General features: G+C 72.0%; 19 protein-coding genes. 15 read left to right on the top strand and 4 right to left on the bottom strand.

Annotated elements, in window-relative coordinates; genetic code table 11:
- Positions 1-111 precede the first annotated feature (111 nt).
- Positions 112-507 (top strand): nuclear transport factor 2 family protein, encoded by a 396-nt coding sequence (locus ACIQ6Y_RS10665; RefSeq protein ID WP_404035406.1) that lies wholly within the window; start codon positions 112-114, stop codon positions 505-507.
- A gap of 363 nt (positions 508-870) precedes the next feature.
- Here the strand turns inward: ACIQ6Y_RS10665 and rpsT are convergent, their stop codons facing one another.
- Positions 871-1,137, bottom strand: a complete 267-nt coding sequence (rpsT, locus tag ACIQ6Y_RS10660) for a 30S ribosomal protein S20 (RefSeq protein ID WP_007503526.1) — start codon at positions 1,135-1,137, stop codon at positions 871-873.
- A gap of 237 nt (positions 1,138-1,374) precedes the next feature.
- On the opposite strand from rpsT, the gene lepA reads away from it, so the two are divergent.
- From lepA to hemW, 4 genes are all read left to right on the top strand, one after another.
- Complete coding sequence (gene lepA, locus ACIQ6Y_RS10655; RefSeq protein WP_404035403.1) at positions 1,375-3,243, top strand: translation elongation factor 4; 1,869 nt, start codon at positions 1,375-1,377, stop codon at positions 3,241-3,243.
- A gap of 235 nt (positions 3,244-3,478) precedes the next feature.
- Complete coding sequence (locus ACIQ6Y_RS10650) at positions 3,479-5,353, top strand: AMP-dependent synthetase/ligase (RefSeq protein WP_404035400.1); 1,875 nt, start codon at positions 3,479-3,481, stop codon at positions 5,351-5,353.
- Between the two features lie 261 nt (positions 5,354-5,614).
- A complete protein-coding gene (locus ACIQ6Y_RS10645; RefSeq protein WP_404035397.1) occupies positions 5,615-7,423 on the top strand; it encodes a SpoIIE family protein phosphatase in 1,809 nt (602 codons plus the stop codon).
- A gap of 61 nt (positions 7,424-7,484) precedes the next feature.
- The gene (gene hemW / locus ACIQ6Y_RS10640) at positions 7,485-8,717 is read left to right on the top strand and encodes a radical SAM family heme chaperone HemW (protein WP_404035394.1); all 1,233 of its coding nucleotides are present in this window, start codon (positions 7,485-7,487) and stop codon (positions 8,715-8,717) included.
- A gap of 3 nt (positions 8,718-8,720) precedes the next feature.
- Here hemW and ACIQ6Y_RS10635 read toward each other — a convergent pair whose 3' ends face one another.
- Both ACIQ6Y_RS10635 and ACIQ6Y_RS10630 read right to left on the bottom strand, forming a co-directional pair.
- On the bottom strand, positions 8,721-9,533 hold the full coding sequence (locus ACIQ6Y_RS10635; protein WP_404035391.1) for a DUF3097 domain-containing protein: 813 nt from the start codon (positions 9,531-9,533) through the stop codon (positions 8,721-8,723).
- A gap of 32 nt (positions 9,534-9,565) precedes the next feature.
- Positions 9,566-10,297 (bottom strand): MBL fold metallo-hydrolase, encoded by a 732-nt coding sequence (locus ACIQ6Y_RS10630; protein ID WP_404035388.1) that lies wholly within the window; start codon positions 10,295-10,297, stop codon positions 9,566-9,568.
- A gap of 170 nt (positions 10,298-10,467) precedes the next feature.
- Here ACIQ6Y_RS10630 and hrcA point away from each other — a divergent pair, with 170 nt between their 5' ends.
- The 10 genes from hrcA to ACIQ6Y_RS10580 all read left to right on the top strand — a co-directional run bounded on the left by hrcA (position 10,468) and on the right by ACIQ6Y_RS10580 (position 21,288).
- The gene (gene hrcA / locus ACIQ6Y_RS10625; protein WP_404035385.1) at positions 10,468-11,484 is read left to right on the top strand and encodes a heat-inducible transcriptional repressor HrcA; all 1,017 of its coding nucleotides are present in this window, start codon (positions 10,468-10,470) and stop codon (positions 11,482-11,484) included.
- Positions 11,485-12,621 carry a molecular chaperone DnaJ gene (dnaJ, locus tag ACIQ6Y_RS10620; RefSeq protein ID WP_404035382.1) on the top strand — a complete coding sequence of 379 codons (1,137 nt, stop codon included), beginning with the start codon at positions 11,485-11,487 and terminating at the stop codon, positions 12,619-12,621.
- 111 nt (positions 12,622-12,732) lie between these two features.
- Positions 12,733-13,818, top strand: a complete 1,086-nt coding sequence (locus ACIQ6Y_RS10615) for a nitronate monooxygenase (protein WP_404035379.1) — start codon at positions 12,733-12,735, stop codon at positions 13,816-13,818.
- Complete coding sequence (locus ACIQ6Y_RS10610) at positions 13,818-14,555, top strand: 16S rRNA (uracil(1498)-N(3))-methyltransferase (RefSeq protein ID WP_404035376.1); 738 nt, start codon at positions 13,818-13,820, stop codon at positions 14,553-14,555. Before ACIQ6Y_RS10615 ends, ACIQ6Y_RS10610 begins: the two co-directional genes overlap by 1 nt.
- A gap of 31 nt (positions 14,556-14,586) precedes the next feature.
- Positions 14,587-14,979: a VOC family protein gene (locus ACIQ6Y_RS10605; RefSeq protein ID WP_404035373.1), complete on the top strand. Its 393-nt coding sequence runs from the start codon at positions 14,587-14,589 to the stop codon at positions 14,977-14,979.
- Between the two features lie 118 nt (positions 14,980-15,097).
- Positions 15,098-15,637, top strand: a complete 540-nt coding sequence (locus ACIQ6Y_RS10600) for a hypothetical protein (protein WP_404035371.1) — start codon at positions 15,098-15,100, stop codon at positions 15,635-15,637.
- 46 nt (positions 15,638-15,683) lie between these two features.
- Positions 15,684-18,890, top strand: coding sequence for a S41 family peptidase (locus ACIQ6Y_RS10595; RefSeq protein ID WP_404035369.1), 3,207 nt, complete (start codon positions 15,684-15,686; stop codon positions 18,888-18,890).
- A 122-nt stretch (positions 18,891-19,012) separates the two neighbouring features.
- Positions 19,013-19,366 carry a histidine triad nucleotide-binding protein gene (locus tag ACIQ6Y_RS10590; protein ID WP_404035367.1) on the top strand — a complete coding sequence of 118 codons (354 nt, stop codon included), beginning with the start codon at positions 19,013-19,015 and terminating at the stop codon, positions 19,364-19,366.
- A 6-nt stretch (positions 19,367-19,372) separates the two neighbouring features.
- On the top strand, positions 19,373-20,278 hold the full coding sequence (locus ACIQ6Y_RS10585; RefSeq protein ID WP_404035364.1) for a ribonuclease Z: 906 nt from the start codon (positions 19,373-19,375) through the stop codon (positions 20,276-20,278).
- A 20-nt stretch (positions 20,279-20,298) separates the two neighbouring features.
- Positions 20,299-21,288, top strand: a complete 990-nt coding sequence (locus ACIQ6Y_RS10580) for an adenosine deaminase (protein WP_404035361.1) — start codon at positions 20,299-20,301, stop codon at positions 21,286-21,288.
- A 24-nt stretch (positions 21,289-21,312) separates the two neighbouring features.
- Here ACIQ6Y_RS10580 and ACIQ6Y_RS10575 read toward each other — a convergent pair whose 3' ends face one another.
- On the bottom strand, positions 21,313-22,500 hold the full coding sequence (locus ACIQ6Y_RS10575; protein ID WP_404035358.1) for an MFS transporter: 1,188 nt from the start codon (positions 22,498-22,500) through the stop codon (positions 21,313-21,315).
- Positions 22,501-22,717 lie beyond the last annotated feature (217 nt).

Raw genomic sequence — 22,717 nt, 5'->3', positions numbered from 1 at the left:
CAACGGGCCCAGCTGTGGAAGTCGGCGTTCCCGCAGGACGCCTGCCTCCCCCGGGAGGAAAATCGTGTCTGGCAGCCATCCAACGCCGAACGAGGAGAGGTGGCGGTCGCCATGGCTGAACATCCCCATGCGCAGCTGGTCCGTAAGGGCTATGAGGCGTTCCAGCGCGGGGACATGGACGCGCTGCGGAAGCTGATGACGGCGGACTGTACGCAGCATGTGCCCGGCAGCCACTCCCTTTCGGGTGACTACAAGGGCCAGGACGCGATCGTCGGGCTGTACCGCAGGCTCTTCGAGGAGACGGGCGGCAGTCTCCAGGTCGAGCTGCAGAAGGTGCTCGTGGACGGAGCCGGGCATGCGGTCGCCTTCCACCGCACCAGGGCCCAGCGCGGAGGCAAGCACATAGACATGGACGAGTGCCTCGTCTTCCGGATCGTCGAGAACAAGGCGACCGATCTCGACCAGTGCGTGGACGACATCGACAAGGTCAACGACTTCTGGACCTGATCCCCGCGACCGGCCCGCGCAAGGGCCGACCTGCTGCGCACGGATCGAGTCCGGCCCCGCGCACGGACCGCACCGGCCCAGACACCGGCTCCAGCCGCACAACGATGCCGCACAACGGTGCCGCACAACGATGCCGCACAACGCACCAGCCACACCCGAACCACACCCCGCAGGAACCACGCACACCAAAGACCCCGGCCTCCCTCCCGAGGGAGGAAGACCGGGGCCTCCGGTTCAAGCTGTTCAAGCTGCTGAGCCCGTACCCGCGTGGCGAACGCAGGCCGCGTACAGGCTCGGGGGCTGGTCGGGGGCGGATGAGAGAGGGCCCGCCCTGGGTCCTTCCAGCGGTCAGATCAGAAAGGGTCAGCCCTTGAGCGCGACGACCTTGGAAGCAAGCGCCGACTTCTTGTTGGCGGCCTGGTTCTTGTGGATGACGCCCTTCGAGACGGCCTTGTCGAGCTGACGCGCAGCGGCGCGCTGGTACTCGGTGGCCTTCTCGACGTCACCCGCGGCAGCGGCCTCGCGGGCCTTGCGGATGGCGGTCTTCAGGGAGGACTTGACGGCCTTGTTGCGCAGCCGAGCCTTCTCGTTGGTCTTGATCCGCTTGATCTGGGACTTGATGTTCGCCACGAATGAGCCTTTTCAGGTTCAGGCACGCGATCGTGGGGGCCGAGCGGCCCCTGGATCCCGTACCGAGTGATTTCTGATGACGTGCCTCGCGCTGAGAGGGCATGAGACACAGCCACCCAGGCTACCAGTGCCCCCGCGGCCAGCCCAAACCAGCCGCCGGTCGCCGCCCGTGGGACCATGGAGGCTACGTATCGATCCGACCCGAGGCATAAGGCGCCTCAAGAGACAGGACCCTGCGTGCCCGCGACCCCTAACAATGTGCCCGAGCCGAGCCGTACCGCCCCGGCTCTGATCCGCAATTTCTGCATCATCGCGCACATCGACCACGGCAAGTCCACGCTCGCCGACCGGATGCTCCAGCTGACCGGTGTGGTCGAGCAGCGGCAGATGCGCGCTCAGTACCTCGACCGCATGGACATCGAGCGCGAGCGCGGCATCACGATCAAATCCCAGGCGGTGCGTCTGCCGTGGGCCCCGACCCACGACAAGAGCAACACGCACATCCTCAACATGATCGACACCCCGGGGCACGTCGACTTCACCTATGAGGTCTCGCGGTCGCTGGCCGCCTGTGAGGGGACCATCCTCCTCGTCGACGCCGCCCAGGGCATCGAGGCCCAGACCCTCGCCAACCTCTACCTGGCGATGGAGAACGACCTCACGATCATCCCCGTGCTGAACAAGATCGACCTGCCGGCCGCGCAGCCCGAGAAGTTCGCCGAGGAGCTCGCCAACCTGGTCGGATGCGACCCGTCCGACGTGCTCAGGGTCTCCGCGAAGACCGGTGTCGGTGTCGACGCGCTGCTGGACAAGGTCGTCGCCGAGGTCCCCGCGCCGGTCGGCGTCAAGGACGCGCCCGCGCGCGCCATGATCTTCGACTCCGTCTACGACTCCTACCGCGGTGTCGTCACGTACGTCCGTGTCATCGACGGTCAGCTCAACAAGCGTGAGCGGATCAAGATGATGTCGACGGGCGCCACCCACGAGCTGCTGGAGATCGGCACCAACTCGCCCGAGATGCTGGGCGCCGACGGCCTCGGTGTCGGTGAGGTGGGCTACCTCATCACCGGTGTGAAGGACGTCCGCCAGTCCAAGGTCGGTGACACCGTCACCAGCCAGCACAAGGGCGCGACGGAGGCGCTCGGCGGGTACAAGGACCCGAAGCCGATGGTGTTCTCCGGGCTCTATCCGCTGGACGGCTCCGACTACCCCGAGCTGCGCGAGGCCCTGGACAAGCTCCAGCTCAACGACGCCGCGCTGGTCTACGAGCCGGAGACCTCCGCCGCGCTCGGCTTCGGCTTCCGCGTCGGCTTCCTGGGCCTGCTGCACCTCGACGTGATCCGTGAGCGGCTGGAGCGCGAGTTCGGGCTCGACCTGATCGCGACCGCGCCGAACGTGGTCTACCGGGTCGTGATGGAGGACGGCAGCGAGCACACCGTCACCAACCCGAGCGAGTTCCCCGAAGGCAAGATCAACGAGGTGTACGAGCCGGTCGTGCGGGCCACGATCCTCGCCCCGACCGAGTTCATCGGCTCGATCATGGAGCTGTGCCAGACCCGGCGCGGCACCCTCCTCGGCATGGACTACCTCTCCGAGGACCGCGTCGAGATCCGCTACACCCTGCCGCTCGCCGAGATCGTCTTCGACTTCTTCGACCAGCTGAAGTCCAAGACCCGCGGCTACGCCTCGCTGGACTACGAGCCCACCGGCGAGCAGACCTCCAGCCTGGTCAAGGTCGACATCCTGCTGCACGGCGACAAGGTCGACGCCTTCTCCGCGATCACGCACAAGGACGCGGCGTACGCCTACGGTGTGCGGCTCGTCGCCAAGCTGCGCGAGCTGATCCCGCGGCAGGCCTTCGAGGTGCCGATCCAGGCGGCCATCGGCTCCCGTGTCATCGCCCGCGAGACCATCCGCGCCATCCGCAAGGACGTCCTCGCCAAGTGCTACGGCGGTGACATCTCCCGTAAGCGGAAGCTGCTGGAGAAGCAGAAGGAAGGCAAGAAGCGGATGAAGATGGTGGGTTCCGTGGAGGTTCCGCAGGAGGCCTTCATCGCGGTGCTCTCCAGCGATGACAGCGCGGGGTCGGGCAAGGCCAAGAAGTAACCCGCAGCACACCCGCAAAACGGACATCGAGGGGCCCGTCGTGCAAAAGCGCGGCGGGCTCCTCGCACGTGGCGGGTATGTGTCTGTAGGAAGTGACAGGGCGCGGACTCTTACGCAGCGGGCGGCCGGGCTCTACCCTGTCCCTGCTCGATAGTTACTCACGAGTTAAACAACGGCACGTGAGTGAAAAACAGCCACTGAGCCAGCCGCATCGTCGCGGGCCCCGGAGGACGTCGTGAGCGACACACAGACCCTGATCGAGAACCGTCCGCCCTCCGTGGCGGGCCTCTTCCTGGAGCGCGTGGCGGCGACGCCGGACGCCGAGGCGTACCGGTACCCCGTACCAGCCCCGTCCGGTCAGGGCCCCGACGAGTGGAAGTCGCTGAGCTGGGCCCAGGCCGCCGAGCGGGTCTACGCCGTCGCGGCCGGACTCATCGAGCTCGGCGTCCAGCCTGAGCAGCGCGTCGCCCTCGCCGCCGCCACCCGCCTCGAGTGGCTGCTGGCCGACCTGGGCATCATGTGCGCCGGCGCGGCCACCACCACCATCTACCCGCAGACCAACGCGGACGAGGCGGCGTACATCCTCGCCGACTCCGACAGCCGGGTGCTCATCGCGGAGAACGCCGAGCAGCTCGCCAAGGCCGTCGAGAAGCGCGCCGAGCTGCCCGAGCTCACCCATGTCGTGGTGATCGACGCCGAGGGCGTGGAGACCGGCGACTGGATCCTCTCCCTCGCCGAGCTCGAGAGCCGGGGCGCCGCCCGGCTGGAGAAGGACCCCGAGCTGATCAAGGAGCGGGTCGCCGCGATCACCAGCGACCAGCTCGCCACCCTCATCTACACCTCCGGCACCACCGGCCGCCCCAAGGGCGTGCGCCTGCCGCACGACAACTGGTCGTACATGGCGAAGGCGATCGCCGCGACCGGCCTGATCACCGCCGACGACGTGCAGTACCTGTGGCTGCCGCTCGCCCATGTCTTCGGCAAGGTGCTCACCTCCGGGCAGATCGAGGTCGGCCACGTCACCGCCGTCGACGGCCGCGTCGACAAGATCATCGAGAATCTGCCGGTCGTCCAGCCGACCTACATGGCGGCCGTGCCCCGCATCTTCGAGAAGGTCTACAACGGCGTCGCCGCCAAGGCCCGCGCCGGCGGCGCCGCCAAGTACAAGATCTTCCAGTGGGCGGCCGAGGTCGCCCGCGAGTACGCCAAGGCCACCCAGGACAACTTCCGCCGCACCGGCACCGCGAGCGCGCCCTTCGGCCTGGCCACCAAGCACAAGGTCGCCGACACGCTCGTCTACTCCAAGCTCCGCGAGGCCTTCGGCGGCAACCTGCGCGCCTGTGTCTCCGGCTCGGTGGCCCTCGCCCCGGAGATCGGCTACTTCTTCGCCGGCGCCGGCATCCACATCCTGGAGGGCTACGGCCTGACCGAGACCTCCGCCGCGTCCTTCGTGAACCCCGGCGAGGCCTACCGCACCGGCACCGTCGGCAAGCCGCTGCCCGGCTGCGAGGTGCGTATCGCCGACGACGGCGAGATCCTGCTGCGCGGCCCCGGCATCATGGAGGGCTACCACAACCTGCCCGAGAAGACCGCCGAGGTCCTGGAGGCCGACGGCTGGTTCCACACCGGCGACATCGGCGAGCTGTCCCCCGACGGCTATCTGCGCATCACCGACCGCAAGAAGGACCTGTTCAAGACCTCGGGCGGCAAGTACGTCGCGCCGACCGAGATCGAGGGCCAGTTCAAGGCGGTGTGCCCGTTCGTCTCCAACATCCTCGTCCACGGCGCCGACCGGAACTTCTGCACCGCGCTCATCGCGCTCGACGAGGCCGCGATCAGCGGCTGGGCCGCGGAGCACGGGCTCAAGGACAAGTCGTACGCCGAGATCGTCGCGGCCCCCGCCACCGTGGAGATGGTCGAGGGCTACATCCAGGAGCTCAACTCCGGCCTCCAGAGGTGGCAGACGATCAAGAAGTTCCGGCTGCTGCCCCGGGATCTCGATGTGGAGCACGGGGAGATCACGCCGAGCCTGAAGCTGAAGCGGCCGGTCGTCGAGCGGGAGTACAAGCATCTGCTGGAGGAGATGTACGCGGGGACGCGCGAGGCGTAGGGGGTGGTGCGGGGTTGTTCGGCGGCCATCCGTTCGTCGTGGTTGATCGCGCTCACGCGGCGGAGCCGCAGATCGACACAGCCCCGCGCCCCTTGGGGCACGCCCCCATAGGGCGTTGAAACGGTCGGGATGTGCCACTTCCGTAGCACAGATCTCGCTCATGATGGTCTAGTTCGGTAACTCCCTGCTTCTGGACAGGGCCTGTCTGTCACTCTGGCGGCAGACCGAGGTCAATACGTCCGAAAGCTCGGGGAGTTGTCCATGAGGGCCATTCCGGTGCAGCGGGAGACCGTTGCCTCCGCGCGACCCTCCGAGCTCCGTACGAAGCTGGCCGGAGGGCCGCCGGCGCCCGGGATCGCGCGAGCGCTGGCGCGGGCGGCGTTCCAGGAGTGGGTGCCCGACACCGAGCGGCTGGTCGGGGACGCGCTGGTGGTCGTCAGTGAGCTGGTCACCAACGCGGTCGTGCACGCCGGGACGGACGTCGAGCTGTACTGCCGGCTGGAGGACGGCTGCGGCGCCCTCGTCGTCGAGGTGACCGACCGGCATCCGGCCCGCCCGCCCCGCAGCACCGCCGCCGAGGCGCAGGAGTACGGGCGGGGCCTGCGGCTGGTCGCGGGGCTCGCCGAGGCCTGGGGCGTCACCTACCGCAGGGGCGCCAAGACGGTGTGGGCGCGGCTGACGCCCGAGGACAGCGGAGGCTGTGCACCGGAGGGCGCCCTCGACGCGGCCGCGCTCCTCGCGCCGGAGGGCCGGTGCGCGGAGCACGACGGGGACTGGCTCGGACGCGGCGCGCTGTCCTTCCTCGCCGAGGCCTCCGACCTCCTCGCCGGGCAGCTCGACGAGAACCTGGTCGCCGCGCTCACCGGCCAGCTGCTCGTGCCGCGGCTCGCCGACTGGTGCGCGATCTGGCTGGAGGACGAGGCCACCGGACGCGGCTGGAGCGAGGGCGGCGGGCTGCCCGGACCCCGCCTCGGCCGGGTCTGGCACGGCCACGAGGACCGTATCGAGGAACTGCGCCGCGTCCTGGAGAAGGAACCGCCCCGCCCGTCCGACGGCCTGCGCTCGGGCCCCGAGGCCTACCCCTGGCCCGCCGCCGCGCTCGCCCCCGGCGCCCCGCACGGCTCGGCGCTCGCCTACCGGCTGATCGCCGGCGGACGCCCGCTGGGCACCCTCGTCATCGGCCGCGCCGGCATCCTGCGCTTCCCCGACGAGATCACCGGCCTCGTCGAGGACCTCGCCCGCCGCGTCGCCCTCGCGATCGGCGCGGCCCGCCAGTACGCGCGCCAGGCCACCATCAGCGCCGTCCTCCAGCGCGGCCTGCTGCCCGGCGCGGTCGCCCAGATCCCCGGGGTGCGCAGCGCGCTCGTCTACGAGCCGTGCGACAAGGGCGGCCCGAGCGGCGACTTCTACGACCTCTTCCCGGCCGGCCACGGCCGCTGGTGCTTCGCCGTCGGCGACGTCCAGGGCAAGGGCCCCGAGGCCGCCGTCGTCATCGGCCTGGCCCGGCCCTGGCTGCGGCTGCTGGCCCGCGAGGGCTACCGCGTCGCCGACGTCCTCGACCGCCTCAACCAGCTCCTCCTCGACGACGCGACCGAGGCCGCCGACGCCGCCGCCCGCGCCCTCGTCGGCCCCGGCGTGCCCGGCGACGGCCCGCAGACCCGCTTCCTGTCCCTGCTCTACGGCGAACTCGTGCCGTTGGAGGGCGGCGGGGTCCGCTGCACCCTGGCCTCCGCGGGCCACCCGCTGCCGCTGCTCCTCGGGGCGGACGGCAGCGTCCGTACGGCGGCACGGCCGCAGACCCTGCTCGGGGTCGTCGAGGACGAGACGTACACCAGCGAGACCTTCGAGCTGTGGCCCGGCGACAGTCTGCTGTGTGTCACGGACGGGGTCACCGAGCGGCGTGACGGCATCCGCCAGTTCGACGACGCCGACGGCCTCGCCACCGCCCTCGCCGGATGCGCCGGACTGGACGCCGAGCTGATCGCGGAACGCATCCGCCGGCTCGTGCACGACTTCGGCGGGCAGCCGCCGGAGGACGACCTGGCGCTGCTGGTGCTCCAGGCGGAATAGCCGGCCCGGGCCGAAGACAGCCCGGCAGAGCGACCTGCGGGCATGGGGGACACTGGAAGACATGCCTTCCGCACTCCCCGACGGCGAGCCCGTCCCCGCCGACGGCGCGCTGCCCGCGTCCGCGCTCGCCGGGGCGGCCGACCGACCCCTGGGCTTCTATCTGCACGTCCCGTACTGCGCGACCCGCTGCGGCTACTGCGACTTCAACACCTACACCGCGACCGAGCTGCGCGGCACGGGTGGGGTGCTGGCCTCCCGCGACAACTACGCCGACACCCTCGTCGACGAGATCCGCCTGGCGCGGAAGGTGCTCGGCGACGACCCGCGCGAGGTCCGCACGGTCTTCGTCGGCGGCGGCACGCCGACCCTGCTGGCCGCCGACGATCTCGTACGGATGCTGGGGGCCGTCCGCGACGAGTTCGGGCTGGCGCCCGACGCCGAGGTCACCACGGAGGCGAACCCGGAGTCGGTCGACCCGGCGTATCTCACGGCATTGCGCGAAGGCGGCTTCAACCGCATCTCCTTCGGCATGCAGAGCGCCAAGCAGCACGTCCTGAAGATCCTCGACCGCACCCATACGCCGGGACGCCCCGAGGCATGCGTCTCCGAGGCACGCGCGGCGGGCTTCGAGCACGTCAACCTCGACCTGATCTACGGCACCCCGGGCGAGTCCGACGACGACTGGCGGGCCTCGCTGGAGGCGGCCCTCGGCGCCGGCCCGGACCACATCAGCGCGTACGCGTTGATCGTCGAGGAGGGCACGCAGCTCGCGCGCCGCATCCGCCGGGGCGAGGTCCCGATGACCGACGACGACGTCCACGCGGACCGGTACCTCATCGCCGAGGAAATGCTCGGGCAGGCGGGCTTCGACTGGTACGAGGTCTCCAACTGGGCCACCTCGGACGCGGGCCGCTGCCTGCACAACGAGCTGTACTGGCGCGGCGCCGACTGGTGGGGCGCGGGCCCCGGGGCGCACTCCCACGTCGGCGGGGTGCGCTGGTGGAACGTCAAGCATCCGGGGGCCTACGCGGCCGCCCTCGCCGAGGGCCGCTCACCCGGCGCCGGCCGCGAGCTGCTGTCGGACGAGGACCGCAGGGTCGAGCGCATCCTGCTGGAGCTGCGCCTGCGCGAGGGCGTCCCGCTCTCCCTCCTGCACGAGCAGGGCCTCGCCGCCTCCCGCCGGGCCCTCGCCGAGGGACTGCTCCAGGAGGAGGCGTACGAGGAGGGGCGCGCGGTGCTGACGCTGCGGGGGCGGCTGCTGGCGGACGCGGTGGTCAGGGATCTGGTGGACTAGCCGCTAGGCCGCCGGCGCCGTGACGAAATCGATCAGTTCCTCGACCTTTCCCAGCAGCTCCGGCTCCAGGTCCCTGTACGACCCGACCCGCTTCAGGATCGCCTGCCACACCGCGCCCGTGTTGTCCGAGGGCCACCCCAGGGCGCGGCACACGGCCGTCTTCCAGTCCTGGCCGTGGGGGACGCGGGGCCACGCCTCGATGCCCAGGGACGACGGCTTCACCGCCTCCCAGATGTCGATGTACGGGTGGCCCACCACCAGGGCGTGCTCGCTGGTCACGGCTTCCGCGATCCGCCACTCCTTCGAGCCCGGCACCAGGTGGTCCACCAGGACGCCCAGCCGTGCGTCCGGGCCGGGGGCGAAGTCCTCGACGATCCTCGGCAGGTCGTCCACGCCCTCCAGGTACTCCACCACCACGCCCTCGATGCGCAGGTCGTCGCCCCAGACCTTCTCGACCAGCTCGGCGTCGTGCCGGCCCTCGACGTAGATGCGGCCGGCGCGGGCCACCCGGGCCCGGGCGCCGGGGACCGCGACCGAGCCGGATGCCGTACGGGTGGGACGTACGGGAGAACCGGCCGCAGGCCGCACCAGCGTCACCACGCGGCCCTCCAGCAGGAAGCCCCGCGGTTCCAGGGGGAAGACGCGGTGCTTGCCGAAGCGGTCCTCCAGGGTGACCGTGCCCGCCTCGCAGCGGATCACCGCGCCGCAGAAGCCGGTGCCGGGCTCCTCGACGACCAGACCGGGCTCGGCCGGGACCTCGGGGACGGGCTGCGGCTTCTTCCAGGGAGGGGTCAGGTCGGCGGAGTACTGGCGCATTCGGATGACGATAGGAACAAGCCCCGGCGCCTTCAGGGCGACACGCCGAAACGGGACGCCAGCTCGTCGCGCTGACGTCGTACGAAGCCGGCGTCGACCACCGCTCCGTGACCGGGTACGTACAGCGCGTCCTCGCCGCCGAGGGCGAGGAGGCGGTCCAGGGCGTCGGGCCAGCGGGACGGCACCGCGTCGGAGCCCGCCTGGGGCTCGCCGGACTCCTCGACCAGGTCGCCGCAGAAGACCACCTCGGGGGAGCCGGGGACCAGGACGGCGAGGTCGTGGGCGGTGTGGCCGGGGCCGACGTTGGCCAGCAGGACCTGGCGGCCGCCGCCGAGGTCCAGCGTCCACTCGCCGGAGACATGATGGCCGGGCGCGATCAACGCCTCCGCCGCCTCCGTGGCCGCCACCTCGTCCAGGCCGTTGCCGATCGCGTCCGCGCGCAGCTCCTCGCGGGCGTGCCGGGACGTCAGCGCCGCGGCCACGCCGACCGCGCCGTACACCTCCGCGTCCGACAGCGCCGCCGCCCCGAAGACATGATCGAAATGGGGGTGGGTCAGCGCGAGATGGGTCACACGGCCGCCGGACAGCCACTCGGCGCGGGCCCGCAGCTCCGAGCCCTCCCGCAGGCTCGAACCCGCGTCGATCAGCAGCGCGGCGCCCTCCCCGACGACCAGCCCGGCCGTGCAGTCCCAGCCCGGCAGGCGGCACCGGCCGACCCCGGCCGCCAGCCGCTCCCACCCCAGCTCTTCCCAAGTCACCGTCATACGGCGACGCTAGCGGTGCCGCCCGCGCACGGCAGGGCGGTACGCCACCTGCCTTGCCCGGGTGCCACCCGACGGCCGTACACTGGGCCGGTAAGGCTGGCACTCGTATGCTCCGAGTGCCAGGTGGAGCGGCCGGGCGGCCGAGGCGACGACTTCTGGAGGTGCGCGCGATGCTCAGTGAACGAAGGCTCCAGGTGCTGCGCGCCATCGTCCAGGACTATGTCGGCACCGAGGAGCCGGTCGGTTCCAAGGCGCTCACCGAGCGGCACAGCCTGGGCGTGTCCCCGGCGACCGTGCGGAACGACATGGCGGCCCTGGAGGACGAGGGCTACATCGCGCAGCCGCACACCAGCGCCGGGCGCATCCCGACCGACAAGGGCTACCGGCTCTTCGTCGACAAGCTCGCCGAGGTCAAGCCGCTCACCGCGCCGGAGCGGCGCGCCATCCAGAACTTCCTCGACGGCGCCGTCGACCTCGACGACGTCGTGGCCCGCACGGTGCGGCTGCTCGCGCAGCTCACCCGGCAGGTGGCCGTCGTGCAGTACCCGTCGCTGACCCGGTCCACGGTCCGGCACGTGGAGCTGCTGTCGATGGCCCCCGCCCGGGTGATGCTGGTGCTGATCACCGACACCGGCCGGGTCGAGCAGCGGATGGTCGACTGCCCGGCGCCGTTCGGCGAGGCCTCGCTCGCGGATCTGCGGGCGCGGCTGAACAGCAGGGTCGCGGGCCGTCGCTTCACGGACGTGCCGCAGCTGGTGCAGGACCTGCCGGAAGCCTTCGAGCCGGAGGACCGCGGCACGGTCCACACGGTGCTCTCCACCCTCCTGGAGACACTGGTCGAACAGACCGAGGAGCGGTTGATGATCGGCGGCACCGCCAATCTCACCCGCTTCGGACATGACTTCCCCCTCACCATCCGCCCCGTCCTGGAGGCCCTGGAGGAGCAGGTCGTGCTCCTCAAACTCCTGGGCGAGGCGGGTGATTCGGGCATGACCGTGCGCATCGGTCACGAGAACGCCTACGAGGGACTCAACTCCACGTCGGTGGTGTCGGTCGGCTACGGTTCGGGCGGCGAGGCAGTCGCCAAGCTCGGCGTGGTCGGACCGACCCGCATGGATTACCCGGGAACGATGGGAGCGGTACGCGCAGTGGCACGGTACGTCGGACAGATCCTGGCGGAGTCGTAAGTGGCCACGGACTACTACGCCGTTCTCGGCGTGCGCCGCGACGCGTCGCAGGAAGAGATCAAGAAGGCCTTCCGTCGGCTCGCTCGCGAGCTGCACCCGGACGTCAACCCCGATCCGAAGACGCAAGAGCGGTTCAAGGAGATCAACGCCGCTTACGAGGTGCTGTCGGACCCGCAGAAGAAGCAGGTCTACGACCTCGGCGGCGACCCGCTCTCGCAGTCCGGCGGCGCCGGCGCGGGCGGCTTCGGGGCGGGCGGCTTCGGCAACTTCTCCGACATCATGGACGCCTTCTTCGGTACGGCGTCCCAGCGCGGGCCGAGGTCGCGTACGCGGCGCGGCCAGGACGCGATGATCCGGATCGAGGTCGAGCTGGACGAGGCGGCCTTCGGCACGACCAAGGACATCCAGGTCGACACGGCCATCGTCTGCAACACCTGCAATGGCGAGGGCGCGGCGCCCGGCACGTCCGCGCAGACGTGTGACATGTGCCGCGGCCGCGGTGAGGTCTCGCAGGTCACCCGGTCCTTCCTGGGCCAGGTCATGACCTCGCGGCCGTGTCCGCAGTGCCAGGGCTTCGGCACCGTCGTGCCGACGCCGTGCCCGGAGTGTGCGGGTGACGGCCGGGTCCGGTCCCGGCGCACCCTCACGGTCAAGATCCCGGCCGGTGTGGACAACGGCACGCGTATTCAGCTCGCGGGCGAGGGCGAGGTCGGCCCCGGCGGCGGTCCCGCCGGTGACCTCTACGTCGAGATCCACGAGCTGCCGCACGCGCAGTTCCAGCGGCGCGGCGACGACCTGCACTGCACGGTCACGCTCCCGATGACGGCGGCGGCTCTCGGCACCAAGGTGCCGCTGGAGACGCTCGACGGCATGGAGGAGGTCGACATCCGGCCCGGCACGCAGTCCGGCCAGTCGATCCCGCTGCACGGGCGCGGTGTCACCCACCTGCGGGGCGGCGGCCGAGGCGACCTGATCGTCCACGTCGAGGTCCAGACCCCGGGCAAGCTCGACCCGGAGCAGGAACGCCTGCTGCGCGAGCTGGCCAAGCTCCGCGGCGAGGAGAGGCCCACCGGGCAGTTCCAGCCTGGGCAGCAGGGTCTGTTCTCGCGGCTGAAGGATGCGTTCAACGGTCGCTGAGGTCCCGCCACGGGTGGCTTTCACCGAGGTGCGAAGCCACCCGTGCCGCAGGCCTATGCCGAGCGGAAGGGCCGATTCGGACTTGTTCGGAGGACGTGACAACATGCGGTCATGTCCTCCGCGCTGACCGGTCTCCTCCCCTGTCCGATCGTGCAGGCCCCCATGGCGGGCGGCGTCTCCGTGCCGAAGCTCGCCGCTGCCGTGTGCGAGGCCGGCGGGCTGGGGTTCCTGGCCGCCGGGTACAAGACGGCCGACGGCATGTACCAGGAGATCAAGCAGCTGCGGAGCCTGACCTCCCGCCCCTTCGGGGTGAACCTCTTCATGCCGCACCCCGAGTACGCGGACCCCGCGGCCGTCGGCGTCTACGCCCACCAGCTCGCCGGTGAGGCCGCCTGGTACGAGACCGAGCTGGGCGACCCCGACAGCGGCCGCGACGACGGCTACGACGCCAAGCTGGCCGTCCTGCTGGACAACCCGGTACCCGCGGTCTCCTTCCACTTCGGCGTGCCCACCCCCGAGGCGCTGCAGGCCCTGCGCCGCGCCGGGACGGTCACCCTGGTCACCGCGACCTGCGTCGACGAGGCGCGTGCGGTGGAGCAGGCGGGTGCCGACGCGGTGATCGTGCAGGGCGTCGAGGCCGGCGGCCACCAGGGCACGCACCGGGACCTGTCCGAGACCGACGGGACCGGCATCGGGCTGCTCTCCCTCCTCGCGCAGATCCGCGAGGCCGTGTCCCTGCCGCTCGTCGCCGCGGGCGGCATCATGCGCGGCAGCCAGATCGCCGCCGTCCTCGCCGCGGGGGCGAGCGCCGCCCAGCTCGGCACCGCGTTCCTCGCCACCGACGAGTCCGGCGCGCACGCCCTGCACAAGCAGGCCCTGATCAACCCGCTGTTCGTGCGCACCGAGCTGACGCGGGCGTTCTCCGGCCGCCCGGCACGCGGCCTGGTGAACCGTTTCCTGCGCGAGCACGGCCCGTACGCGCCCGCTGCCTATCCCGATGTCCACCATCTCACCGCGCCGCTGCGCAAGGCGGCCGCGAAGGCGGGCGACGCCCAGGGCATGGCGCTGTGGGCGGGGCAAGGGCACCGGATGGCGCGCGCGATGCCTGCCGGGCAGCTGGTGGAGGTGCTGATGGGCGAACTGGCCGCCGCCCGCACAACGTTGTCGAACCTGCCGGCGCAAGGAGGTGCCCTCTGATGACGGCTCCGGTGTTCGTGGCCGAGCAACTCGACCGCGGCGGGCCCCAGTTCGTGCTCGACGGTCCCGAGGGACGGCATGCTGTCTCCGTGAAGCGGCTGCGGCCCGGCGAGGACGTCGTCCTCACCGACGGGCGCGGGCGCTGGGCGGAGGGCGTGGTCAGGGCCGCCGAGGGCAAGGACCGGCTGGTGGTGGACCTCGGCGCCGTCGAGGAGGAGCCCGAGCCGCAGCCCCGCATCACGGTCGTGCAGGCCCTGCCGAAGGGCGACCGCGGCGAACTCGCCGTGGAGACCATGACGGAGACCGGCGTCGACGCGATCGTCCCGTGGGCCGCGTCCCGCTGCATCACGCAGTGGAAGGGCGAGCGCGGTCTGAAGGCCCTCGCCAAGTGGCGGGCCACCGCACGGGAGGCGGGCAAGCAGTCCCGCCGGGTGCGCTTCCCGGAGGTCGCGGACGCCGCGAGCAGCAAACAGGTTGCCGCACTTCTCGCCAAAGCCGACTTCGCCGCCGTACTCCACGAAAGCGGTGAGGAGCCCCTCGCCACGGTCGAACTGCCCACCGAGGGCGAGATCGTGCTGGTCGTCGGCCCCGAAGGGGGCGTGTCCCCGGAGGAGTTGGCCCTGTTCGCGGAGGCGGGCGCGAAGCCGTACGTCCTCGGGCGTACCGTGCTGCGTACCTCGACCGCGGGGACCGCGGCGGTGGCCCTGCTGCTGGGGCGTACCGGCCGCTGGTCCTGAACGACGTCCTGAACCTCAGGGGGAGCACGCCATGGAACTCGCACAGGTCCGGCTGCTGGTCACCGACTTCGCCGCCTGCTACCGCTTCTACGCCGACGTCCTCGGTCTCAAGCCGCAGTCGGGCGCGGTCGACGGGCCGTACGAGAAGTTCAGCCCGGCCACCGGCTCGGCGGGTGTCGCGCTGCAGGACCGGGCGATGATGGCCGAGGTGCTGGGCGAACTGGGCGATGCGGCGAGCGGGCACCGGTCGCTGGTGGTGCTGCGGGTGGACGACCTCGACGCGTACTGCGAGGACATCACCGCGCGCGGCGCCGAGCTGCTGCACGGTCCGGCACCGATGTCCGACCGGCTGCGGGTGGCCCACGTCAAGGACCCGGAGGGCAACCTGGTGGAGCTTCAGGAGTGGCTGCTGCTGCGCGGCTGATCACCGCGGCGGCAGCGGCGGCCGGCCGTCCGCCTCGTGACGGCCCGGCAGCGGACCAGGCCGTGCGTGGCCGTATGTGCTCTACCGCGACGGCCGGGACAGTGGGACGCTGCCCTCCATGGGGGTATTGCGACGGATTTGGGAAGTGGCGAAGCGGCCGCGTGGCCGCCGGACGGCGGCCGCGGTGGTGTTCGCGGTGGTCACCGTGGGCGGCGCCGCCGCGTGCGACCCGGCGGGCGGGCTGAACTCGGCGACGGTGGCGTACACCACCGACCAGTTGGTGACGGCGGAGCTGGAGCGGCAGAAGGCGGACGTGCGCTGGCTGACGTGCACCGCGTCCGTCGACGACGGGGACAGCGCGTCCCCGTCCGCCACGGCCGATGACCTCGCCGCCGTCGACTGCCAGGGCGAGACCGACGACGGCAAGGACATCACCGTCACCGGCCGGGTCACCCGGGCCGTCAGCGGCGCGTGCGTACGCGGTGACCTCACCGCGAAGATCGACGGCAAGGAGTGGTTCCACGTCCAGGGCCTCGGCAACTGCGACGCCACCAGCGCGCCGCCCGCGGGCGGACCCCGCCCCGCCGTCACGGTGACGGTGACGCAGACCGTGAGGTGCGACAACTTCCCAGAGTGCAGGCCGGTCCAGGGGAAGTGATCCAAACGCCCGGCCCCGAACGGCCCGACTGCATAGGCTTGATCGGGTGACGCAGCCCTCTTCCTCCGCCATACCGGCGTACCTCCGCTTCCCGCACGTGCACGGCGAGTCGGTCGCCTTCACCGCCGAGGACGACGTCTGGCTCGCCCCCCTCGACGGGGGCCGGGCCTGGCGGGTCAGCGCCGACAACGTGCCGGTGTCGCACCCGCGCATCTCGCCCGACGGCACCACCGTCGCCTGGACCTCCACCCGCGACGGCGCCCCCGAGGTGCACATCGCCCCGGTCGAGGGCGGCCCCGGCAGGCGGCTGACGTACTGGGGCAGCGGCAAGACCCAGGTGCGCGGCTGGACCCCCGACGGCGAGGTCCTCGCGCTGAGCACCCACGGCCAGGCCACCCTGCGCCGCACCTGGGCGCGCGCGATCCCGCTCGACGGCGGCCCGGCCACCACCCTGCCCCACGGCCCCGTCGGCGACGTGGCGTTCGGCCCGGCGACCGTGCTGCTGTCTGCGCCGATGGGCCGCGAGGCCGCCTACTGGAAGCGCTACCGCGGCGGTACGGCGGGCAAGTTGTGGATCGACCCCGACGGCACCGGCGAGTTCGTACGGCTCCACGCCGACCTCGACGGCAACATCGAGCACCCCTGCTGGGCGGGGGAGCGCATCGCGTTCCTGTCCGACCACGAGGGCACCGGCGCGCTCTACTCCTCCCTCGCCGACGGCTCCGACCTGCGCCGCCACACGCCCCTCGACGGCTTCTACGCCCGCCACGCCACCAGCGACGGCACCCGGGTCGTCTACGCGAGCGCCGGTGAACTCTGGCTGCTCGACGACCTGGAGGGGGCCGAGCCGCGCCGCCTGGACATCCGGCTCGGCGGGCAGCGCACCGACCGCCAGCCGCACCCCGTGGACGCCGCCCGCTGGTTCGGCTCCGCCTCCCCCGACCACGCGGCCCGCGGCAGCGCGGTCGGCGTGCGCGGCGCGGTCCACTGGGTCACCCACCGCTCGGGGCCTGCCCGCGCCCTCGCCGCCGAACCCGGCGTACGGGCCCGGCTGCCGCGCACCTTCCGCGTGGAGGGCGAGGAGTGGGTGGTGTGGGTGACGGACGCCGAGGGCGAGGACGCCCTGGAGTTCGCGCCCGCCACCGGCCTCGCCCCGGGCGCGACCCCGCGCCGTATCGCCGCGGGCCTGCTCGGCCGGGTCCTCGGCCTCACCATGTCCCCCGACGGCAGCCGCGCCGCCGTCGCCGCGCACGACGGACGCGTCCTGCTCGTCGAGCGGGAGACCGGCGAGGTGCGCGAGCTGGACCGCAGCGAGCACGGCGACGTCACCGGTCTCACCTTCTCGCCCGACTCCGGCTGGCTCGCCTGGTCCCACCCCGGCCCGCACCCGCTGTGCCGGCTCAAGCTCGCCAACACCACCGACCTCACGGTCACCGAGGCGACCCCGCTGCGGTTCCAGGACTACGCGCCCGCCTTCACCCTCGACGGCAAGTACCTGGCGTTCCTGTCCAACCGCTCCTTCGACCCGGTCTACGACGAGCACGTCTTCGACCTCGCCTTCGTCACCGGCTCCCGCCCGCACCTGATCACCCTGGCGGCGACCACGCCCTCGCCCTTCGGGCCGCAGCGGCACGGCCGCCCCTTCGAGGTGTCCGACAAGGACGAGACGCCCGACAGCGAGGGCACCCCCACCACCCGGATCGACCTCGACGGCCTCGCCGACCGCATCGTGCCCTTCCCGGTCGAGGCCGCCCGCTACTCCAACCTGCGCGCCGCCAAGGACGGCGTCCTGTGGCTGCGCCACCCCGTGCGCGGGGTCCTCGGCGTCTCCCGGGCCACGCCCGAGGCGCCCGACCCGCACACCGAGCTGGAGCGCTACGACCTCGCCCAGCAGCGCATCGAGCACCTCGCCACCGACGCCGACCACTTCCAGGTCAGCGGCGACGGCAAGCGCGTCCTGCTGTGGACCGACGGGCTGCTCAAGGTCGTGCCCAGCGACCGGCGGGCGTCCGCCGACGCCGACAGCGACAGCAACGTCACCGTCGACCTCGCCCGGGTGCGCCGGCTGATCGACCCGGCCGCCGAGTGGCGCCAGATGTTCGACGAGACCGGCCGCGTCATGCGGGACAACTTCTGGCGGGCCGACATGAACGGCGTCGACTGGGACGCCGTCCTCGACCGCTACCGGCCCCTCCTCGACCGCGTCGCCACCCACGACGACCTCGTCGACCTCCTCTGGGAGGTCCACGGCGAACTCGGCACCTCCCACGCCTACGTCGTCCCGAACGGCGGCTACGGCAGCGGCGACCGGCAGGGCCTGCTCGGCGCCGACCTCTCCCGCCACGAGGACGGCACCTGGCGCGTCGACCGCATCCTGCCCACCGAGACCTCCGACCCCGACGCCCGCTCGCCGCTCGCCGCGCCCGGCGTCGCCATCCGCCCCGGCGACGCGATCGTCGCCGTGGCGGGCCGCCCGGTGGACCCGGTCACGGGCCCCGGCCCCCTCCTCGTGGGCACGGCGGGCCACCCGGTCGAGTTGACCGTCTCCCCGTCGGGCGGCGGCGAACCCCGTCACGCCGTCGTCGTGCCCCTCGCCGACGAGGAACCCCTGCGCTACCACGCCTGGGTCGCCGACCGCCGCGCCTACGTCCACCAGGCCTCCGGCGGCCGCCTCGGCTACCTCCACGTCCCCGACATGCAGGCCCCCGGCTGGGCCCAGATCCACCGCGACCTGCGCGTGGAGGTCGCCCGCGAGGGCCTCGTGGTCGACGTCCGCGAGAACCGCGGCGGGCACACCTCCCAACTGGTCGTGGAGAAGCTGGCCCGCCGCATCGTCGGCTGGGCCGTCCCCCGCGGCATGCAGCCCTACAGCTATCCGCAGGACGCTCCGCGCGGCCCCGTCGTCGCCGTCGCCAACGAGTTCTCCGGCTCCGACGGCGACATCGTCAACGCCGCCGTCAAGGCCCTCGGCCTCGGCCCCGTCGTGGGCACCCGCACCTGGGGCGGCGTCGTCGGCATCGACAGCCGCTACCGCCTCGTCGACGGCACCCTCATCACCCAGCCCAAGTACGCCTTCTGGCTGGAGGGCCAGGAGTGGGGCGTCGAGAACCACGGCGTCGACCCGGACGTGGAGGTCATCCAGAGCCCCCAGGACTGGGCAGCGGGCAGGGACACCCAACTGGACGAGGCGATCAGGCTCGCACTGGAGGCACTGGAGCAACAGCCCGCCAAAACGCCGCCAAGGGTGGAGTAACCCAGGGGCGCGGGGCTGTATCGATGTGCGGCTCCGCCGCGTGGGCGCGATCAACCACAAGGCACCCGCACCCGACGACGATACGATGCGAAACGTAAAGCCGCTCTACCCCCGGAGGGACCATGGCAGGCGAACCCCAGGAAGACTGCCTGTTCTGCAAGATCGTCGAAGGCCACATCCCGGCGGATGTCGTCCGCGAGACAGAAACGACGGTCGCCTTCCGGGACATAAACCCCCAGGCCCCCACCCACGTCCTGGTCATCCCGAAGGCGCACTACGTCAATGCGGCCGAACTCGCCGCAGGTGCACCGGAGGTGGCCGCGGACGTCCTCCGGGAGGCCCAGGCCGTGGCCGACGAGGAGAAGCTGGACAGCTACCGCCTCGTGTTCAACACGGGCAGCGGCGCGGGCCAGACGGTGTGGCACGCCCACGCCCACATCCTCGGCGGCCGTGGCATGCAGTGGCCCCCCGGTTAAGTCGCCGTGTCCGTACGCGAACTCGTGGTGCTCGGCACCGCCAGCCAGGTCCCGACCCGGCACCGCAACCACAACGGCTACCTCCTCCGCTGGGACGGCGAGGGCCTGCTGTTCGACCCCGGCGAGGGCACACAGCGCCAGATGCTGCGCGCCGGGGTCGCGGCCCATGACCTGAACCGGCTCTGCGTCACGCACTTCCACGGCGACCACTCCCTCGGTCTGGCCGGGGTGATCCAGCGCATCAACCTCGACCAGGTGCCGCACGAGGTCACCGCGCACTACCCGGCCTCGGGACAGCGCTTCTTCGACCGCCTCCGGTACGCGACGGCGTATCGCGAGACGGTCCGGCTGACGGAGTCCCCCATGGCGCAGGACGGCGTCATCGCCGCCACGCGGGACTACGTACTGGAGACCCGCAGGCTCTCCCACCCCGTCGAGTCCTTCGGCTACCGGCTGACCGAGCCCGACGGCCGCCGCATGCTGCCCGAGCGGCTCGCCGCGCACGGCATCAAGGGGCCGGACGTGGGCCGCATCCAGCGCGAGGGCATCCTGCACGGGGTCGCGCTGGAGGAGGTCAGCGAGGTGCGGCGCGGACAGCGGTTCGCGTTCGTCATGGACACCCGGCTGTGCGAGGGCGCGTTCGCGCTCGCCGAGGGCTGCGACATGCTGGTCATCGAGTCGACGTTCCTCGACGAGGACGAGCAACTCGCCGTCGATCACGGCCATCTGACAGCAGGTCAGGCGGCCCGGGTGGCCCGGGAGGGCGGCGTGCGCCACCTCGTGCTCACCCACTTCAGCCAGCGCTACTCCGAGCCGGAGGAGTTCGAGCGCCAGGCCCGCGCCGCCGGCTACGAGGGCGAGCTGACGGTGGCGTACGACCTGATGCGGGTGCCGGTTCCGAAACGACGGTAAAGCGGTCGTACGATGCCGTAATGCCCCTCCCCAAAGCAGAACTGCACCTGCACATCGAAGGCACCCTGGAGCCGGAGCTGGCTTTCGAGCTGGCCGCGCGCAACGGCGTGGAGCTGCCGTACGAGGACACCGAAGAGCTGCGCACGGCGTACCGCTTCGACGACCTCCAGTCCTTCCTGGACCTGTACTACGAGCTCATGGCGGTGCTCCGCACCGAGCAGGACTTCGCGGACCTCGCGAACGCCTATCTGGCCCGCGCCGCCGCGCAGGGCGTGCGGCACGCGGAGATCTTCTTCGACCCGCAGGCCCACCTCGCGCGGGGTGTGGGCATGGGCACGGTCGTCGAGGGCCTGTGGCGGGCGCTCGCGCAAAGCGAGGAGAACCACGGCGTCTCCACCAAGCTGATCATGTGCTTCCTGCGCGACGAGTCCGCCGAGTCGGCGATGGCGACCCTGGAGGCCGCCAAGCCCTATCTGCACCGCATCACCGGTGTCGGACTGGACTCGGCCGAGGTCGGGCATCCGCCGGTGAAGTTCCGCGAGGTGTACGAGGCCGCGGCCCGGCTGGGGCTGCGGCGCGTGGCGCACGCCGGCGAGGAGGGCCCGCCGGAGTACATCACCGAGGCGCTGGACGTCCTCGGCGTCGAGCGCGTCGACCACGGCCTGCGCTGCATGGAGGACCCGGAGCTGGTCGCCCGGCTGGTCCGCGACCGTGTCCCGCTGACGCTGTGCCCGCTGTCCAACGTCCGCCTGCGGGCCGTCGACGTGCTGGCCGAGCACCCGCTGCCCGCGATGCTGGACGCCGGCCTGCTGTGCACGGTCAACTCCGACGACCCCGCCTACTTCGGCGGCTACGCGGGCGACAACTTCGACGCCGTACGCCGGGAACTGCACCTCGGCGAGGAGCGCCTGCGCGAGCTGGCCCGCAACTCCTTCCTCGCCTCCTTCCTGGAGGACGACGAGGAGCGACGGGCGCGCTACCTCGCGGAGGTCGACGCGTACGCATTCTAGGCGGCGGGTCGACGCCTGCGCGTTCTAAGCGGCGGTCGCCGTCTGCGGGGCGGGCGTCTCCACCGGGATCTCGACGACCGGCAGGGTCCGCCGGCCGGCGCCCCGCGCGACCACCGTCATGGGTACGGCGATCACCAGCAGCCCGGCCGCGAGGACCGCGCCCATCACCGGGAAGCCCGCCTGTGCGGACAGGAGGCTGCCGGTCAGCGGGCCCGCCGCCGTGCCCAGCGAGGACGCGGAGCCGACCAGGACCGCCCAGCGGCCGCGGGCCGGGTCGAGGGAGGCGGCCAGCCCGATCAGGTACGACAGGACGATCGGGTAGCAGGTGTTCCAGGCGATCTCGCCGCCCGCGAAGCTCGCCAGGTCGGTGGCGGACGCGCTCAGCACGATGCACCCGGCGATGAGCGCCGTACCCGCCCCGATGGGCAGCGCGCGGCCGAGCCGCGGTCCGAGTGCCCCCGCACCGAGGACGCCGAGCAGTCCGGCGCCCAGCGCGACGGCGAAGACCACGCCGACGGCCGCCTCGGTGAGATGGGCCTGGGTCAGGCCGATCCGGCCGCTGACGCCCCACAGGGCGTTCTGCGCGAGCGACCAGCAGGGCATGACCGCGACGAGGACCAGCCCGGAGCGCCGGTGGGGGAGCGGGGCGGGTTCGCGGCGGGTGTGGAGGGTGGCTCCGGCGGCGGGCAGCCGGCCGGTGAGCGGCCACACGGCGAGCGCGGTCAGCGCGATCGCGGTGAGCGGCAGCCCGTGTCCCGGGCCGAGGTGGGGGACCGTCAGATAGACCGCGCCCGCGAGCGCGGAGACGCCCAGCAGCCCGAGCGTGGAGGTCCGGTGCGGATCGCGCTGGGCGGCGATCCGGGTCGCGGCGACCGCGGTGACGGTGCCCGAGCCGAACCCGCCGAGGACCGCCCCGGCGACCACGGCCGGTACAGCGTGCACGAGCGCGGCACCTCCGTATCCGGCGAAGGCGAGAGCCAGCCCGGCCCGGGCGAGCCTGCGGGCGCCGATCCGCTCGACGAGCGAGGCCAGCAGGAACCCGGCCGTCGCCGAACTCAGCAGCAGCGCACTGCCGATGGCGCCCGCCTGGGTGGAGGTGACGGGCAGATACGCGTCCAGCCGGCCGACGACCGTCGGCAGCAGGTACGGGGCGAGGTACCCGGCCGTGAAAAGGGCGAGGACGGGCCAGGGAGTGGTGCGGGGGGAGGACACGGGCGTTCCCAGGGCATGCGAAAGGAGCGGCACAAAAGGGGGATTGGGCGACGACTGTCGACGGACAGGAACGCGCGGGCAATTTGTATCAAGTGGGGGCGGGCGCGAGGGAGGGTGGGTGGTGTGATCTGGAGCACTTTTCGGTTTGGTGCCCCGACCGTCGGGTAGAAGGGCGATCGCTTTTCATCCACTCGACCGGTGTTCTCATACGTGAACC

It is taken from the genome of Streptomyces sp. NPDC096205, from assembly GCF_044763135.1.
Classification (GTDB): Bacteria; Actinomycetota; Actinomycetes; order Streptomycetales; family Streptomycetaceae; genus Streptomyces.
Note: the sequence above shows the minus strand (reverse complement) of the source record. Positions and strands in the feature narration are given on the sequence as shown.